Source organism: Polyangiaceae bacterium, assembly GCA_020633235.1.
In the GTDB taxonomy this organism is placed as follows: Bacteria; Myxococcota_A; Polyangia; order Polyangiales; family Polyangiaceae; genus JACKEA01.
Genome location: JACKEA010000016.1, coordinates 1 through 15,968 on the forward strand (window position 1 = coordinate 1; position 15,968 = coordinate 15,968).

General features: G+C 66.9%; 16 protein-coding genes. 7 read left to right on the top strand and 9 right to left on the bottom strand.

Translation table 11 applies throughout. The features are described from left to right. Both H6717_42220 and H6717_42225 read right to left on the bottom strand, forming a co-directional pair. On the bottom strand, nt 1-1,463 hold a 1,463-nt coding region (locus H6717_42220; GenBank protein MCB9583724.1), incomplete at its 3' end, for a hypothetical protein. Between the two features lie 156 nt (nt 1,464-1,619). Next, on the bottom strand, nt 1,620-2,255 hold the full coding sequence (locus H6717_42225) for a hypothetical protein (protein MCB9583725.1): 636 nt from the start codon (nt 2,253-2,255) through the stop codon (nt 1,620-1,622). A gap of 93 nt (nt 2,256-2,348) precedes the next feature. Between H6717_42225 and H6717_42230 the strand changes: the two genes are divergently transcribed. Beyond that, nucleotides 2,349-2,957 (top strand): TetR/AcrR family transcriptional regulator, encoded by a 609-nt coding sequence (locus tag H6717_42230; GenBank protein MCB9583726.1) that lies wholly within the window; start codon nt 2,349-2,351, stop codon nt 2,955-2,957. On the opposite strand, the gene H6717_42235 is transcribed toward H6717_42230, so the two are convergent. Then, nucleotides 2,935-4,617, bottom strand: coding sequence for a redoxin domain-containing protein (locus H6717_42235; protein ID MCB9583727.1), 1,683 nt, complete (start codon nt 4,615-4,617; stop codon nt 2,935-2,937). The genes H6717_42230 and H6717_42235 overlap by 23 nt on opposite strands. Before the next feature lie 133 nt (nt 4,618-4,750). Between H6717_42235 and H6717_42240 the strand changes: the two genes are divergently transcribed. Continuing rightward, nucleotides 4,751-5,641 carry a hypothetical protein gene (locus H6717_42240; GenBank protein ID MCB9583728.1) on the top strand — a complete coding sequence of 297 codons (891 nt, stop codon included), beginning with the start codon at nt 4,751-4,753 and terminating at the stop codon, nt 5,639-5,641. A 298-nt stretch (nt 5,642-5,939) separates the two neighbouring features. On the opposite strand, the gene H6717_42245 is transcribed toward H6717_42240, so the two are convergent. Both H6717_42245 and H6717_42250 read right to left on the bottom strand, forming a co-directional pair. Next, entirely contained in the window at nt 5,940-6,518 is a 579-nt protein-coding gene (locus H6717_42245; GenBank protein MCB9583729.1) for a hypothetical protein, read from the bottom strand. After that, a complete protein-coding gene (locus H6717_42250; protein MCB9583730.1) occupies nt 6,500-7,114 on the bottom strand; it encodes a hypothetical protein in 615 nt (204 codons plus the stop codon). Before H6717_42250 ends, H6717_42245 begins: the two co-directional genes overlap by 19 nt. A gap of 183 nt (nt 7,115-7,297) precedes the next feature. Between H6717_42250 and H6717_42255 the strand changes: the two genes are divergently transcribed. Continuing rightward, entirely contained in the window at nt 7,298-8,404 is a 1,107-nt protein-coding gene (locus H6717_42255) for a hypothetical protein (protein MCB9583731.1), read from the top strand. Nucleotides 8,405-8,434: 30 nt separating this feature from the next. Here the strand turns inward: H6717_42255 and H6717_42260 are convergent, their stop codons facing one another. Continuing rightward, nucleotides 8,435-9,676, bottom strand: a complete 1,242-nt coding sequence (locus H6717_42260) for a hypothetical protein (GenBank protein ID MCB9583732.1) — start codon at nt 9,674-9,676, stop codon at nt 8,435-8,437. Nucleotides 9,677-9,802: 126 nt separating this feature from the next. Here H6717_42260 and H6717_42265 point away from each other — a divergent pair, with 126 nt between their 5' ends. After that, on the top strand, nt 9,803-10,588 hold the full coding sequence (locus H6717_42265) for a hypothetical protein (GenBank protein ID MCB9583733.1): 786 nt from the start codon (nt 9,803-9,805) through the stop codon (nt 10,586-10,588). Here the strand turns inward: H6717_42265 and H6717_42270 are convergent. Beyond that, nucleotides 10,566-11,078: a hypothetical protein gene (locus H6717_42270; protein MCB9583734.1), complete on the bottom strand. Its 513-nt coding sequence runs from the start codon at nt 11,076-11,078 to the stop codon at nt 10,566-10,568. The genes H6717_42265 and H6717_42270 overlap by 23 nt on opposite strands. 124 nt (nt 11,079-11,202) lie before the next feature. Beyond that, on the bottom strand, nt 11,203-12,168 hold the full coding sequence (locus H6717_42275; protein MCB9583735.1) for a LysR family transcriptional regulator: 966 nt from the start codon (nt 12,166-12,168) through the stop codon (nt 11,203-11,205). 86 nt (nt 12,169-12,254) lie between these two features. On the opposite strand from H6717_42275, the gene H6717_42280 reads away from it, so the two are divergent. Further along, a complete protein-coding gene (locus tag H6717_42280) occupies nt 12,255-13,076 on the top strand; it encodes an NAD(P)H-binding protein (GenBank protein MCB9583736.1) in 822 nt (273 codons plus the stop codon). 178 nt (nt 13,077-13,254) lie between these two features. Continuing rightward, nucleotides 13,255-13,563, top strand: a complete 309-nt coding sequence (locus tag H6717_42285; protein MCB9583737.1) for a M24 family metallopeptidase — start codon at nt 13,255-13,257, stop codon at nt 13,561-13,563. Between the two features lie 273 nt (nt 13,564-13,836). Here the strand turns inward: H6717_42285 and H6717_42290 are convergent, their stop codons facing one another. Further along, nucleotides 13,837-14,025, bottom strand: a complete 189-nt coding sequence (locus tag H6717_42290; GenBank protein ID MCB9583738.1) for a hypothetical protein — start codon at nt 14,023-14,025, stop codon at nt 13,837-13,839. Nucleotides 14,026-14,183: 158 nt separating this feature from the next. Between H6717_42290 and H6717_42295 the strand changes: the two genes are divergently transcribed. Continuing rightward, nucleotides 14,184-15,719 (top strand): HEAT repeat domain-containing protein, encoded by a 1,536-nt coding sequence (locus tag H6717_42295; protein ID MCB9583739.1) that lies wholly within the window; start codon nt 14,184-14,186, stop codon nt 15,717-15,719. Nucleotides 15,720-15,968 lie beyond the last annotated feature (249 nt).

Sequence of the window (15,968 nt, forward strand, 5' to 3'; positions counted from 1 at the left end):
CTGGGCGGCGGCGGAGTGGGCGCCGGCGGCGCCGGTGGTGCGCTGCACGCTTGGTAGCTGGAGGAGAGCAGCTTGTCCGGCTTGCAGTAGGTGGCGCCCACGGACTTGCAGGCGGCGGCGCTATCGATGCTGGCGGCCAGGTCATGGTGCTTGCCGTCGCTGCACCACACGCGGCAGCCACAGAACTGCTTGGGTACCTCGCAGGAAACCACCCGGAGCTTCAAGTCCACCTTGGGGCCGAAGCCCTTGGAGTGCTTGCCCCACGCCTTGCTGTAGTCGCGCAGGCGCCAGCGGGAGTGGTAGACGCCCGGCTTCTTTGGCGCGGTGCCCTTCATGGCGCCGTTGACGAACGTGGTCTTGCGACAGCCGTTCTTGGTGCTGCAGTTCTTCGCCTTGTGGTCGCCCCGCACGTGGGCGTTCTTGTTCTGCTTCACGCTGTAGCGCTTGTGATGGGTGACCGGATCCTTCTTGCCGTTGGCCGTCACCAGGTACACGTCGCTCCCGGCATGCTCGCCCCGGCCTTTCACGTCGCGCCACACCGCGGATCCGACGTTGCGGAAGGTGAACGAGAGCTTCACGGGATCCCCGGCGCACGCCACATAGTCGGCCTGCTTGCCGCGGAAGCGTCGCGCGCTGCTCCACTTGCGCACGGACTTGGCCTTCAAGGATTTCTCGCCGCCGGCCAGCTTCAAGAGCTCCGCCTTCGATCCGTTGAACACGTCGCGGTCGAAGCCCTGGCCGTTCTTGCAGTACTGCTTTTGTCCATCGCAATACTGCCAGAAGGCCCAGTTTTTCCACCCCGGCGGGAGCGAAGGACAGCTCGGACCGTAGGCGGCGATCCACAGCTTGTAGCTGCCGAAGGCCGTGCTCTTCACGTTGTCCTGCCAGAAGTAAGCGCCGGTGTAGATGATGGGCTTCTTGCCGGTCCCTTTCTCGACGATGTCGAGCCAGGTCTTCACCTTCTGGGCGATGGTGGCGGGGGACTGACCGCCGGTCATCTCCACGTCGATCACGCAGGGAAGATCGCCTTTGCCCAGCTTGCCGACCTTCTTGACCATCAGCTCCGCTTGCTTCGTCGCGCTCTGGCCGGGGTCGAAGTACTGGTAGGCGCCGCGCAAGATGCCCGCAGCCTTCATCTTCTTCCAGTTCGACGGAAAGTAGGCGTCGACGTAGCCGAGCCCGTGGCTCACCCGAGCGAAGCCGAAGTCCATGCCGGACTTCTTCTGCGCGTTCCAGTTGAAGCTCTCCTGCCACGCGGATACGTCGGCGCCTTGCACGGAGCTGTACTTGCTCACGCCGCACTTGGTCGAGAGCTCTTCTCCCGCCGTTCCGACCTCTTCATAGCCCGCGTGGGCGCTCTCACCGATGTCACTCGCGCAGCCGGATGCGAGGGCCACAGTCCCCGTCATCGCCGCCAGGAGCCCCGCTCGCAGAGCCTGGAACAAGTACCGCCGTGTCGTCACCGGAACCTCCGCTCGGCCCGGTTGCACGCGCCATTCCATGAACGGCATCGGGAAAAGCAGCCCTGCCGCTGCCGAAGGAATTCACTCGCGTGGGCGCCTTCAGCATGTTTTCTGCGGGTCTCGCCCCACGAGGTGTCAGAACAGGTGTCCTGACACTCAGAACCGCCCGCCGAAGGACATCATCCAGTCGCGGTGCTGGAGCTTCACCGACACCCCGGGGGAAAACGCGCTCACCTGATCCTGATAGCGCTGGGCCCGGGTGTTGTTGATGGTGTCGATGATCAGGAACGGAAGCCCGATGGCCGTGACGCCGATCCCGATGCCCTTCCACAGGTCCTTGTCCGCGGCGAAGCCGTAGGTCGCGATTCCGGCGCCGCCGAGGGTGAGGGCCAGCTCCGTGGCACGGTAGAACACGAATCGCGACGTGGTGCCGTCGATGTGCTCGAGCTCCTCCCGCTTGAATCGTGCGGGATCCGAATCCAGCAGCCCCTCATAGTGCTCGATCTCGGAGCCCACCTCGAAGGCGTAGAACACGGCACCGACGCCCTCGAGGGCGCCCATCGTCAAGAGCGGCCAACCGAGCCCGCGGGCGAAGTCGGAATCCCGGGTGACCAAGTACGCCCCGCTGCCCACGGACGCGGCGCCGAGACCGGCGACGACGTAGGCGGAGGTCCGTTCACCGCCGTAGTACGAGCGCAAGTCCGAGCGCATGTCCTCGCGGCTCGTCTGGGCCTGGGCAAGCCGAGGCAAGAGCAGAGCGCCGGCTGACAGCAGCCACGGGAGACGTTTCATCAGGCATGTATACGTCATGTATACTTAGAATCTACCTCGTTCCGTTGCAACGCTGAATTCAGCGCGGATTTGTGGCATACATCGCGTATTCCAGTGAACCTGACCGCTCCGGACTTGATGCAGCTGGCGGTGACCGCGCGCCCCACCCAGGGCGCCATCGTCGCGGCAGCGGCCCAGGTCTTCGTGGAGCTCGGCTACGCGGACGCCCGGGTGGAGGACATCCTCCAGCGCGCGGGCATCGCGCGGCGCACGTTCTACAAGTACTTCCGCAGCAAGGAGGACGTGCTCCGCACGCTGTACGAGCTCGGGACCTCGGAGCTGGTGCGTGCCATCGGAAGCGCGGCGGCGGAGGCGTCGGATCCGCTGGATGGCATCCGCTTCGGGCTCGACGTCTATCTGGATGCGCACGTGAGCAGCGGACCGCTGATGCGCGTGCTCATCGAGCAAGCCATGCGGATGGACTCGGAGCTTGCACCGCTGCGGCGGCGGTTCCGCGACGATCTAGTGCATCTGATGGGCGACGCCGTGCAGCACAGCACCGGCCAGAAGCACGACCCTATGCTCTACTTGGCGCTCATCTCGGCACTGGAGAGTATCTCCTTGGAGCTGTGCAGCACCGGTGCGAAGAAACGCGACGTGGCCCGTGCGAAGAAGGTCTTCCACGACCTTCTGTCCCGGGTCACGGGGGCGAAAGCCCCGTGACGTCCCAGCGCACTGGCTCCTTGGTGCCCGTCACGTCCACCAGCTGCAGTGTGTCGTGGTTGGTGTCCGCCACCAGCAGCATCTGACTGTCGGAAGGCACCACGGTGAGCCCGCCCGGGTAGAAGAAGGGTGGGGGGGAGCCATCCCCGGCGATGGTGGACACCATCATGGTGGACAGATCCAGGGCGCGGATCTTCGAGTTGTAGGTGTCCGCGATGTACAGCGTCTGGCCGTCCAGCGCCAAGCCCTGGTCGTGCTGAAGGGTCGCGCTCGCCGCCGGTCCGTCCTCGGCACCCCACACGAAGAGTCCCTGCCCCACCAGCGTGGTCACTGCGCCGGTGGCGATGTCGATCTTGCGGATGCTGGAGGACTCGGCGTCCGCCACGTACAGATAGGTTCCATCGCTGGCCAAGCCGCTGGGCTGCGCCATGCGCACTTCGTCCGCGGTGCCGTCGACCAAGCCCTCGTACCCGTTGCCGGCGAACGGCTCCACGGTGGCCGCCGCGGGATCGAACACGAAGACCTGATGCGTACCCGCGTTGGCCACGAAGATGCGCGTGTCCACCGCGAGGAGGTCCCAGGGCGAGGCCAACGACGTCTCGAGGGCCTTGCCGCCGTCGTGGAGCACGCCGCCGCGCTTCCCAGTTCCGGCCACCGTGGTGACGGTCTTGTTCGTCAAGTCGACCGCGCGGATCAGGTGGTTCGCGGTATCGCCGACGTACAGCACGTTGCCCATCAGCGCCAAGCCCTTGGGCGCGAAGAAACGGGCGGTGGCGTAGTCGCCGTCTGTCGTGCCCTCGGTGCCATCGCCGATCACGTCGGTGGTCGCGCCGCTGTCGTCCGTGAGCACCACGCGATCGTGGCCGCTGTCCGCAATGGCGTAGCCAGTGGCGGTGGGAATGACCTTCTCCGGGCTGGACAGCGGCGCGCTCGGGTCCTTCTCGCGCCCCAGGAAGTCGAGGGCCTCCGTGGCCAAGCCGCCTTCGGCCGCTTGCTCGTGCAGCGCGGACTCCACGATGTTGTCGAGGTACTCGACGGACGGCTCACCACCGATCTGCTTGATGATGCGACCGTGCGCGTCGACCACGAAGAGGGTGGGCCAACCGGGCGCCTCCCAGTCGGAGAACTCTTGATGCTTGGAGTCGATGGCCACCGGGTGGGTGATGCCCAGCTCCTCCATCTGCGCGCGCACCACCTCCGGCGGGGCGTCCGCCGAGAACTTCTGCGCGTGTACCCCCAACACCAGAATGGGATCCGTCTCGTGCTTGTGCGCGAAGGTCTCCAGCGTGGCCGCAACGTGAATGCAGTTGATGCAACCCGCCGTCCAGAAGTCGAGGATCAGGATGCGGCCCTTCAGATCTTCCCCGGTGAAGGCGCGCGTGGTGTTCAACCAGCCCCCCACCTTGGTGAGCCCGGACTCGGGAGCCTGCTTGCGGTCCGCCGGCTTGGTCAGCTCCACCGGATGGCCGTACTCTCGGGGCACCGGCTTTTGGGCGGCGATGGGCACGGCATCTCCCACCGGATCGCCGGCGATCGCGAACGGCGCCCCCAATGGCTCGCTGGGTGTCTTCTTCGTCTCCTTTTCGTCGGAGGACGATCCACATCCCAAGAGCAAAGCCGCGGCCAACACTGCAAAAAGCCAGACTCGAATCGCGCGCATTACAAACCTCTCCCGAGCTGAAGTATGGCGCGGCGCAGGCTTCGGTTACCCCCAGCGCTCGATTTTTTCTCGTGAGCTTTTCCACACTTGCGAGCCTTGCGGCAGACTTTCTCGTGGGGGACCCTGAAGCTCGATGTCCCTGCTTCGCGTCCTGCCCTTCGCCGCTGCTTCCCTCCTCACCATCGCCTGTGGCTCGTCGTCGGACGATCCCAAAAAGAGCACGCCCCAGGCGAAGTGCGACGACGACGCCACCACCGGCGTGTGCGTTACCCAGGTGACCGGCTCCCTCATGGACGAGAGCGGCGCGGCGGTGACCAACGCGCCGGTCAGCGTTTGCGGTGACATCTGTTATTACGGTCAGTCCGACGGCAGCGGCGCCTTCGAGGTGGACGTGAAGGCGCACATCGATCTCTCCGCCTACTTCTTGTTGGTCCACGCGCGACCAGAGAAGGCCGGCTTCTACTACAAGCTCCCAACCGACGCGCCGGACACCCTCGTGGACGCCGGCAGCCGGCTGGTGCTCACGCTTCCGGCTTCGGGCAGCGAGCTGTCCGTCTCCGGCTCCGGCGCCCCCGCGCAGAGCGCGACCTCGGGCGACGTCACGCTGGACGTACCGGACGGCGTCGACGTGAAGCTCGACGTGGAAGACGTGACGGCGGGGCCCATCGGTGCCGAGTTCCGCGTCCTCACCGTGCCTGACGATGAACGCGACACGTTCGTGGATCCCTCGCTGAACGTCCTCGCCCTCTACGCCGTCGCTCCCTTCGAGGCGACCTTCCTGGAGAAGGGCAGCAAGACCCCCGCCAAGGCCAGCCTCACGTTCACGAACACCACCGGTCTCGCCGCGGACACGCCCGTGGAGCTCCTCACCATGGGCAGCTACTACGTCGATCAGAACCTCGCGCCCGGCGCCTTCGGCCCCGCCGCCACGGGTCACGTCTCGAGCGACGGCGCCAGCATCACGCTGGACCCCGGAGAAGGCGTCACCTACCTCACGTGGTTCGCCCTGCGCGAGAAGAAGTGACGGAAACGTAGCGCTTGCTGCTCTAGAACGTCACCGCGCGCGAGCATGCTTTGGGCATGCGACGTTGGCCGGAAATCTTGACTCTGGTTCTCGGTGCCCTGCTGCTCGTCGCCTTTGCGACCATCGCGGGGCAGGATCCAAAGAACGAGAACGCGCTCGGCAGCGTCAGCGCACGCTGACTACAAGGGCCTTGTACTACGAGGTCCTCGTAGCGCATCGGGCACGCGAGGTTGCGCGGCGGACCGACATTATCTCGAAGAATGATGTCGCTGCGGCGCGATACCCGTCGGGGCCGCCCTCAGCGGCACAGAAACAGCACTTCGCCGTCGTCCTTGCAGCCGTCTTCGCAGCTGACCCAGGCGCAACCGCAACGCCGCTGGGCGCCGGTCTCTTTGCCCGCGGCTTCGTCGCAGCGGTCGCTCTCCACTTTGCACGACGCCACGCAGCGTTCCACGTCGGCTTCCGACAGCGGGCAGTCCACCTTCCCCTTGCAGAGCGACACGTCGCTCACCTCGGTCAAGAGTGGAATGGAGCCGTCGATGAGGCACTGCTCCTGGGGCCCGCACTGGTACACCGTGCGCCGACCGTGGGCCCGCACGCGCCGACCCAAGTGGCGGCGCCAGTCTTTTCCGAGATGGGCCTCCACGTCGTGCACGTTCAAGAGCACCTCGCCCAGGGACACCATGCCCTTGCTCGTAGCGAGCGTGCCGATGATCTCGTCGCCAGCAGCTGGTGCCTCAGGCGCTGCTGCGGGCGGCGCGCTGACGGTCGGCACGGCTGCGACCGTGACGGCCGTCGGAGGCGAGCTCTTGGGGGGCGGGTCGTGAGCGCAGCCCACGAGGCCCGCCGCCAACAACGTCAGCAGGCGTTCTGGCACTGAGCTTGCTGGCACTGCTGGATCGCGATGGCGCCGCTGGCGCCCCCGAGGAACTGGCCACAGTTCTGGAAGGCGCAGCCCTGGAGCTGGTTCGCGGGTACGCCGGAGCAGTGCTGCAGCAAGCACGCAACCAGCTGGGTGCACGCCGGATTGGACGCGCACTGTTTGATCTGTGTGCAGCAGTTCTGGTTCAGACACGCGTCGCAAGTGGGATTGCCGGTGTTCGCCTCGGTACACGACGCGGTGCCGCCGGTGCCACCCGTGGCGCCGGTGCCGCCCGTGGCGCCGGTGCCGCTGGTACCGCCGCTCGACGCCCCGGCAGCGCCGCCACTCGATGCGCCAGCAGCGCCGCCCGTCGCGCTACCCGCAGCTCCGCCCGTGCTCGCTCCCGCGCTGCCGCCACTGCTGCTTCCAGCCGCGCCGCCGCTGCTGCTTCCGGCACTTCCGCCGGTGTTGCCACCGCCCGTGTTTCCGCCGCCGGTGTTGCTCCCCGCGGCGCCACCACTGCCCAGGCCCGCGTTGGAGTCCCCTCCGCCGCAGCCGTAGGCGGACACGAGCAACGTCAGTATCGAAAAAGCCAAGCTGGAACGGGTCATCGAGAACCTCCTTCTCGATAATGAAGAATCGAGCAGGCGCAGTCCACCAACACACCCAGACGGGAAACTTCCACCTCCCCTCCGAGAGTCCCACAAGCTGGGACGTCACACTCTTTCGCCCCGCCGCGATGAGCCTCGTGTTCCGCCGGGCAGTCCGCCCGGTTCTACGCGGAGGCTCCGTTCATGACGAAGGCGCGGTGGATACGTGCGCTCCGATGGATGCTGGTCACGCTCGGCCTTGCCGCCGTGGCCCTGGCCGCGTTGCTTCTGAAGTGGCCCCAACGCGAGCCATCGATAACCCCGCTTCCTGCACCGGAGATCCCCGAAAGCAGCGTGCTCCTCGAAGACGGCATACGCGTCGGCAGCGCCCTGCCCCTCGGCACGGTGACGGTGTTTCCCATCTACTCCGAAAAGCAGGTGGATCTGGGCCCCATCATCTCCTTGCAGTCCGCGTTGGAGGACGGCACGGCGGAGGTGCGGGAGCACGGCGCCGAGGATTCCCCACTGGGCGGCGCCACCGTTGGCCAGCTGGTGCTCGAGAACAAGGGCGACGCTTCCATCTTCGTGCTGGCCGGCACCATCGTGAAGGGCGGCAAGCAAGATCGGCAAATCGGCCAAGACTTCGTGGTCGCGCCCCACACCGTGGCGTCCGTCGATGCCTTCTGCGTGGAGCATGGTCGCTGGACCGGCGTGCGTAACGGCGCGCTGACCGGCGGCAAGTTCGAGGCCTTGAAGCAGCTGGCCACCAGCAAGGTGCGCGCGGCCGGTCAATACGAGGCAAACCAGGGCGAGGTGTGGTCGGAGGTCGCCAAGGTGAACGCCAAGAGCGGCAAGTCGGCTCCCAGCGGCACGCTGCTCGCCACGGTGGACGACGACACCATCGCGCGACGGCGCGCCGCGCTATCGAAGTCCATCCAAGCCCGGCTCGACGCCATCGAGCCGAGAGCCGCGGTGGTCGGGATGGCCTATGCCGTTGGAGGCAAGGTGCGGGGCGCGCGCTGGTTCGCGAACCGGCGGCTGTTCACGCTGTTCCAGGACGTGCTTTCGAACACCGCCGCGATGGACGCCCTGGACGCGGATCCCAAGGCCAAGAACACGGTGGTGGGCCCGGAGGCCGTGGCGCGCTTCGTGAAAGAAGTGGAGAGCGCGCCGCCGGAACGGAAGGACACCGCGGCGGACAACGTCAACGAGTACAAGAAGGCGCCCAAGGGCTGGGGCTCGTCCACCAAGCTCAAGCGATCGCCCAAGGCGAAGGGCGCGTCGATCAGCAAGGACTACGTGGCGAAATAGCCGTGACCGCGGCGGACCAACAAAACCAGATCAGTTCACGGCTTGCAGCAGCAGCCCCAAAGCCTGGTTGGCCCCGGCGAAGTCGGAGATGTTGGTGTCGTTCCAGCTCACCACCAAATCCAGGCTCGGAATCACGACGACGGCGCGCTTGCTGCCGTGGCCGCTGGCCATGTACGTGTCCGTTGGCGCGGAGGGCAAGAGTGTCTTGCCGTCGCGATCCACGCCGTTGATCCACCACATGTTGCTGTAACTGCCGAGGTGATCCGTCTGATTGTCCGGCTTTTGGGAAGAGCCGATGCTGCGCTGACCCGCAAGCATCTCCGCTTCTTGCCCCTTCGTTTGCGGGATGGAGTTCGGTAGCGGCGTCGTCACGATCTGGACGATGGTGGCGGCGGGCAAGAGCTGCGTGCCGTTCCAGTTGCCACCGCGCAGATACAAGAGACCGAAGCGCGCGAAGTCTCGCGGTGAGATGGCCACGCGGCCCGGGCGGTCGTTCTTGCCGAAGGCGAGGAAGGTGGGTGAATCCTGGCACTGGATCAGGGAGCACAGCTCGGGCCCGAGCACCTTGGAGTCGACGTCGTCGTAGCTGGCGCCCCACACCTTCAGGAACAACGTGTCCCAGAACAACGCCATCTGCCAATCGTTGTAGTCGAAGGCCTCCCCTGGGGCTTCCGTCACTCCGTAGCAGGAGGTCTGCGTGGAGAAGTGGCGAAAGGTGATGTTTGCATCCTTGTTGCCGAGGCTCGGGTTCAGCACGTCGAGGCCGGGAATCAGCGGCGCGACTTTCTCGTCCAGGCTGGAGATCATGTTCTTCTCGATCGCCTGGTACAAAAAGAATCCGTAGATGGGCTTGGCCGCGGAAGCGATGTCGCCGGCTTGCGTCGCGTTGCCCCATTCGTAGGCGAGGTAGCCGTCCTTGACGACCACGCCGCGGCCAGCGATGGAAGCGCTGAAGTCACCGAGCTTGGCGGCGTCGAGGCCCACGTCGCCTGGAGCCTTCGTGTCCCAGCTGGAGCCCGGCACGATGCCGGGCACGCCGCCCCCACCGCTGCTGCCAGCACTCCCGCCGCTGCCGGAAGCGCCGCCGCTACCCGCCGCGCCGCCGCTACCCGCCGCGCCCGTTCCGGAAGCGCCACCGCTGCTGCTGCCAGCAGCGCCACCCGTGCTCGCCCCCGCGGCGCCGCCACCTCCGGGCGCGCTCGCGCTCGACTCGTCCGACGAGCACGCTGCCACCATCAGCGCGCAAACCACGCCCGCGATCCACCGCACCATGCCGCTCAGCATACTCCTTTGTTCTCTGGATGTTGGTCCGGCGCGAACCCCGTCGCGCCGCAACGACTCCAACGGAAACCCTTTGACATACCGTCGATACACCTTACGGTTCCGGCAGGAGGGTTCATGAAGCAGTCGTTCGTCGTTGGGGTCGTGTCCATTTTGCTGGCTGTCGGTAGCGCTAACGCAGCTCCGAAGTTCAAGGCGGCGCCCAAGGTGGCCGCGGCAAAGGCGAGCGAAAAGCAGGAGATGGCGGTGAAGGCCGCGTACCTGAAGGTCAAGTTGGCCCGGAGCGCGCTTCACCTCTCCAAGGCTCAGGAGGCGAAGGCCGCCTCGCTGGAAAAGAAGCTGAACGCTGCGCAGAAGGCGGCGCTCGCTCGGGTGGGGGCGCGACTCTCGGCGGCGGTGCACGCCTCGGCGAAGAGCAAGAAGCCCGCGCTCACCCAGAGCGTCGTGAGCGCCATTCGCAACGACTTGAAGCTGCTCGGTAGCAAGGACGCCGACGCCGTCGCCGCCCTCGCGCTGCAGGCCGCGGCGGATGCCGAGTCGGCACAGCTCGCCAAGTCCGCCCACGCGACGGACATCAACCTCAGCGCGGCGAAGCGCCTGCGGAATTCCGTCTCCGACGTGCACGACCAGCTAGAAGATTGGGGGAACGCGAAGGCACGGACCGTGACCTGGGTGGATGCCAACGGCAAGACGCACAGCAAGAAAATGACGAAGGCCGAGGCTCAGGCGCTGCTGCACCAGCTCGAATCCGAGCTCCAATCGGTGTCGGACATGACTGCGCTCACTCAACTGGACCTGCAGGACGCCATGCGGACGCAGGCGCAGATGCTCCAGTTCCTGAGCCAGCTCTCGAAGGCCCTGCACGACACCGCCAAGGCCATCATCCAGAACGTGAAGGCTTGACCTCCGCCGCTGCCAAGATGCGGCGCCAGCCGTCGGGCGACAGCGCGTAGGCCGCTACGGATCCTCGTGTGAACCAAACGTGCGCTTCGGGGCGCGCGAGGGTCGCCGCGGACGCCACCAACAGCGGCAGCGCTGCACGCCGGTCGCCTCGAACCGGCGTGAGCTCTTCTGCGCTCTTTGCATAGCGTCCAGCGCGGCGCCACGCGCTCACGAGCTCGCGCGCGACGCCCCGCTGGCCGCGGCCCTGCTCCGCCGCCCCCAGCACCGCGAGCAACAGCTGGTGCGTACGCACGTGGGGTCGCCCCGTCGCCTGGCGCCGGGGCGCGTTACCCCGCGCGAGCTCCATCATCGCGCCGACCAGATCCACGCCCGCGCGCCAAGCATTGCCCGGCTCGACCAAGCGTGGGTTCACGTCGATGACGCGTGGTCCGTCCGGCGCGAGCACCACATCGAGGGAGAGCGCGCCATGCCATGACAAGCTCTCGCCCAACCCGTGAAGCGTGTGAGCACCAGCGCGTTGGGTGCCTGCGCGCCCACGGTGTGCCCGGCCACGGCGAGGCGCGTCGCCACTTGGCGGCTCGTGAGCCCCGAGCCATCGCTCAGCAACACTCGCGTCATGGCGCGCCTTCCACGCCCTGGTGCACGTCCTTCGCGATGTCTGTCAAGAGCTCCCTCAACCAACGATGGCCGGCGTCGTCGCCGAAGCGCTGGTGCCACAGGAGCTTCAACGTGTGCTTCGGGACCGACACGGGCACGGGCACCACGGCCAGGCCGCGATCCGCCAAGGACGCCAGCGCCCGGGGCGCCGTCAGGACCAAGTCGCTCTGCTTCACGATGGCCGTCGCTGGATAGAAGTGCGGGATCCGGAGCGCAATGCGCCGCTGCTTGCCCATTTGTTCCAGCACCGAGTCCACGACCCCAGGCCCTTCGCCGCTGGGAGAAATCAGGACGTGACCGAGCTCGAGGTACTTCTTCAGGCCGAGCTTCGTGGCTCCCCCGAGCACCGGGTGCGCCGCCCGCAGCAGGCACACGTACCCCTCGCGGAACAGCGTTCGCTGCGACAGGCCCGGCGCCGCGTCCGAGAGGTGACTTTCGAGCGCGGTGGACTCGGGAATCACCGCCAGATCCACGTCGCCCGTCTCCAGCTCGTCCGCCAGACGCCGTCGCTGCACGGGGACCACGTGCAGGTCGACGTTGGGCGCTTCCTTTCGAATGCGATGGAGCAGCGGCGGGATCGCGAGCACGTCGAACAGATCCGGTGTCGCCAAGCGAAACGTCCGCTCCGCGGTCTTGGGATCGAACTGCGTGCTCTCCGTCAGCGTGCGACCGAGAGCGACGAGCGAGCTCCGCAAGGGAACGACCAGGGCCTCGGCCCGTGGTGTGAGCACCATCCCGCCTTGACCTCGCACGAGGAGCGGATCGCCCAGCAGCTCGCGCAAGCGCCGGAGTGTGTGGCTCATCGCGGACTGCGTCACTCCGAGTCGCCTCGCTGCCAGCGTCACGCTGCGCTCGCGGGCCAGCGCGTCGAAAGCCACGAACAGGTTCAGATCCACACCGACAAGATCATGAATATCGTTCATGCGCACATGAAATCCTACCGTTGGATTCATGCTGCTGAAAGCCCCAAGGTGTCTCCCGAAGCCCACCGGGCAGAAAGGAAGACACCATGAAGGCGAAGGAAGTGACTCTGGTTATTGGAGGAACCGGCAAGACGGGCCGGCGTGTCGCAGGGCGCCTGGAGGCCCTTGGCGTGCCCGTGCGCATCGGCAGCCGGCAGGGCGATCCGGCCTTCGATTGGGAGCGGCCGGAGACGTGGGCGCCCTGCCTTCAGGGCGTGCGGCAGGTGTACCTCGCCTACGCCCCGGATCTGGCGGTGCCAGGCGCCGTAGACCACGTGCAGGCGTTCTGTAACGTCGCATCGGACCTGGGTGTTCGTCGCGTCGTGTTGCTGTCCGGCCGCGGCGAGCCAGAGGCCCAGCGCGGCGAACAGGTGGTGCAGCGCTCCGGCTTGAGCTGGACGATCTTGCGCTGTTCCTGGTTCGCCCAGAACTTCAGCGAGGGCCATCTGCTCGAGCCGACGATGAGCGGCACGGTCGCGCTCCCCGCCGGGGACGTGTCCGAGCCCTTCGTGGACGTCGACGACATCGCCGACGTGGCGGTGGCGGCGCTCACGGACGCGAAGCATGCCGGCAAGCTGTACGAGCTGACCGGGCCGCGCTTGCTCACCTTCGCCGAGGCGGCGCGGGAGATTGCCCAGGCGACCGGACGGTGCGTGAGCTACGTCCCGGTATCGGCCCAGGCCTACTGCGCAGAGCTCTCACACGTCCTGCCCAGAGAGATCGCCGAGTTCCTGACGGCCCTGTTCACGGAGGTCCTCGATGGCCGCAATGCTTGGGTTGCAAGCGGTGTCCAAGAGGCGTTGGGCCGACCCGCGCGAGACTTCGCGGACTACGCGAAAACCGCGGCCTCCCAAGGGGCCTGGGCTTGAGCGCGCGTCGTGGGAGAAGGCGCGGATGGATCGGCCGCACGGCGACGGGAGGTTTTGAGACCCGCTCTAAGGTGGCTGCCGCACGGAAACCACGGCCTGCTCCAACGCGGACAGCACCTCCCGCACTTCGGCGAGGAAGCGATGCCCTACCGGTAGCAGCGGCGCGCGGCTTGGCGACATGGGTGCCGCCATCGAGGAGCTCGCCCACAGCGAAGGTTGCAGCGTGGTCCGGGAGCTCGGCGGCCACGGCATCGGACGCGAGATGCACCTGCCGCCCCACGTGCCCCACCACGGCGCGGCCGGCAGCGGCCGCCGCCTGGTCCAGGGCATGGCGCTCACCATCGAGCCCATGGTGAACTTCGGCTCCGCCGAGGTCGTTACGCTCGACGATGGCTGGACCGTCGTGACCCGCGACGGTTCCCTCTCCGCACAGTTCGAGCACACCGTACTCGTCACCGAGAGCGGCTACGAGATCTTGACACTCTGACGACTGCCTCGTGCATCAGACTTCGCAGCAAGGCACGCGCCGCCGCGTGCCTTCGGAAGTACGCGGGTCTCGCTCGCCACGGGATCGCGCGGCGGGAGAACCGTTCGGATCCGAACGAAATTGTCGAGGCGCGATCCCCACGAGTGCGGCGGTGTTGTGGTTGGATTCGGCGTTCGGAATGCCTTCGGCCACTCGAGACCGTGCCCATCCGGTTCACCCCTGACCACACGAAAAACGCTGCGGGGCAGCGCGCGCCGCAAACTCTGCGACACCTCACGGGGGCGCAGCGTGGGACAGGCGCTCTTCGATGGCTTGAAGCGATCGCACCTCGGCGGCGAGGGCGTGCTGCAAATCGTGCTGATCGGTGCGGACGAGCTCCGCATCGAGGTGTTTCAAATGGGCGGCGAGGTGTTCCAGCAAGAGCCGGGCCTCGTCGGAGGAGAGCTCGAGAGAAACGGCCATGTGACGCTTCATTGCAATCCGGGTGCCGGACCGCGGTGTGGCCGCGGCGCACCAACAAACAAACGAAGAAAGAGCTGGAGGAAGTCCCAGGACCGCGCCAGCGTATCAGGCGCTACCGAGGGTTCGCCCCGAGTGGGGCAAGGCGAAAGGAACGGCTCATGGGCCTGTTGGACGCGATGTTTGGCGGCGGCACGGATTTGCGACTGGCACTGGATCGGCCGCAGGGCTCCCCGGGGGGCGTGGTCGGCGGCAAGGTGTGGCTCACGGGCGGCAAGAAGCCGCTCAAGCTCACGAACCTTCGGGTGCATTTGATCTACGTGTCGGTGCAGTCGAACGACGAGGGCGGCCTGCCCAACATCGACACCCGGGTGGTGGGGGAGCAGGTCGTGGCCGCGGGCATGGATCTGCCGCCGGGCGCGCAGCACGAGTTCAGCTTTCGCATCACCGTTCCGCCGGACACGCTGCCGTCGGCGCACAACGTCAGCTACAAGGTGCAAGCGGTTGCGGACATTCCGTCCGTCAAGGATCCCAGCGCCGAGGCGGACCTCAAGGTCGTGCCGGCGGACAAGAACGAGCACTTCGCCATGCCGCTGCCGGAGGTGTTCGGGCGCTTCCCCGGCCTGCAGAGCCAGAACGAGGACGAGCTGTGTGATGCGCTCTACGAGCTGTTCCTCGAGTGCTACTCGGATGCCGGCAAGTACATGGAGGTCGAGCCGGTGCTGTCTCAGTACATGCAGAACGGCACCGTGCGGGTGCGGCGTAAGGCGCTGGAAGCGTGGGCCAACCTGGTCGACAACCGCGTGCAGCCGCAGCACCTGCAGTCGTTGTACACGGTGGCCAACACGCCGGGGCTCGACCAAGAGACCTTCGACGAGGTCATCAAGGCGGCCTGCAAGTTCGCGGAAGAGGGCGCACTGCAGATGGTGCAGCAACTGGCCCAGAGCAGCGACCCCCACGTGCGCAAGACCGTGGCGGAGAACCTCCGCTTCAATGCCGCGGAGCGCTTTCAGGGCAAGCGCGAGCTCCTCATCCAGCTGGCACAGGACCAGGACCCGGCCGTGCGCGCGGCGGGCGTGTCCGCCCTGAGCGACTTCCGGGATGATGCGCAGATCGTGTACGGCGTGGCACAGCAGTGCGACACGGACTCGAGCGAGGACGTGCAGTCCGCGTGCATCGGCACGCTGTGCCTCGCGCACAACTACGGCCACGGGGACGTGGCGCGCGCCGTGTACGAGAAGCACCTCGGGAGCCCGTCGCAGAAGGTGCGCGAGGCGATCGCCGAGAACCTCCACTGGCAGCCGGAGAACCAGATGCAGTGGGTGTGGACCATGGCCCAGCGGCTGCTGGCGGATCAGAGCGAGGACGTGCGCCGCGCGATGGCGTTCCAGTTCGCGAACTTGAGCCAGTTCCCGCAACTGCTGCCGCTGATTCAGCACACCGCGGAGAACGACCCGTCGGAAGAGGTCCGCACGGAAGCGATGCGTGGCATGGCGCGCCTGGCCCCGGCGCCGCAGCTGGTCGCCTACTACCGGCAGAAGCTCGCGCAGAACCCGAGCCGGGACGTGATGTGGGCCATCGTCCGCGGCCTCGGGGATCAGAACAAGGATCGCGAAGCGCAGCGTCTGCTCACGGAGCTCGGTCAGCATCCGGATCCCGACATCGCCAACGCCGCTCGCGAGTCCCTCACCTACTGAGCGAGCCTCCGCGCCGGGCCAACACCCTGTTCATTTTGATGTTGGTCCGGCGCGAACCCCGTCGCGGCGTGAACGCCCGGCGCGCGCCGGACAACGAACGGCGGTCATGAGGATTGGCGTGCTCGCTTTCGTGGCTTTGGGCTGTGTGTCGTTGGCGTGCTCCAGCGGGAGCGGAAGTGGCGCGGGCACCGGCGGGAGCTCGGGAACGGGAGCGAGCGCGGGCGCCGGGGGCGGAAGCGGCGGTGGCGG

What these genes read in the sequence shown, in the direction of transcription:
- H6717_42225 (MCB9583725.1), bottom strand. Translation starts at nt 2,255, where the DNA reads ATGAAACGTCTCCCGTGGCTGCTGTCAGCCGGCGCTCTGCTCTTGCCT.
- H6717_42250 (MCB9583730.1), bottom strand. Translation starts at nt 7,114, where the DNA reads ATGACCCGTTCCAGCTTGGCTTTTTCGATACTGACGTTGCTCGTGTCC.
- H6717_42255 (MCB9583731.1), top strand. Translation starts at nt 7,298, where the DNA reads ATGACGAAGGCGCGGTGGATACGTGCGCTCCGATGGATGCTGGTCACG.
- H6717_42290 (MCB9583738.1), bottom strand. Translation starts at nt 14,025, where the DNA reads ATGGCCGTTTCTCTCGAGCTCTCCTCCGACGAGGCCCGGCTCTTGCTG.
- H6717_42265 (MCB9583733.1), top strand. Translation starts at nt 9,803, where the DNA reads ATGAAGCAGTCGTTCGTCGTTGGGGTCGTGTCCATTTTGCTGGCTGTC.
- H6717_42260 (MCB9583732.1), bottom strand. Translation starts at nt 9,676, where the DNA reads ATGGTGCGGTGGATCGCGGGCGTGGTTTGCGCGCTGATGGTGGCAGCG.
- H6717_42295 (MCB9583739.1), top strand. Translation starts at nt 14,184, where the DNA reads ATGGGCCTGTTGGACGCGATGTTTGGCGGCGGCACGGATTTGCGACTG.
- H6717_42235 (MCB9583727.1), bottom strand. Translation starts at nt 4,617, where the DNA reads ATGCGCGCGATTCGAGTCTGGCTTTTTGCAGTGTTGGCCGCGGCTTTG.
- H6717_42275 (MCB9583735.1), bottom strand. Translation starts at nt 12,168, where the DNA reads ATGAACGATATTCATGATCTTGTCGGTGTGGATCTGAACCTGTTCGTG.
- H6717_42280 (MCB9583736.1), top strand. Translation starts at nt 12,255, where the DNA reads ATGAAGGCGAAGGAAGTGACTCTGGTTATTGGAGGAACCGGCAAGACG.
- H6717_42285 (MCB9583737.1), top strand. Translation starts at nt 13,255, where the DNA reads ATGGGTGCCGCCATCGAGGAGCTCGCCCACAGCGAAGGTTGCAGCGTG.
- H6717_42240 (MCB9583728.1), top strand. Translation starts at nt 4,751, where the DNA reads ATGTCCCTGCTTCGCGTCCTGCCCTTCGCCGCTGCTTCCCTCCTCACC.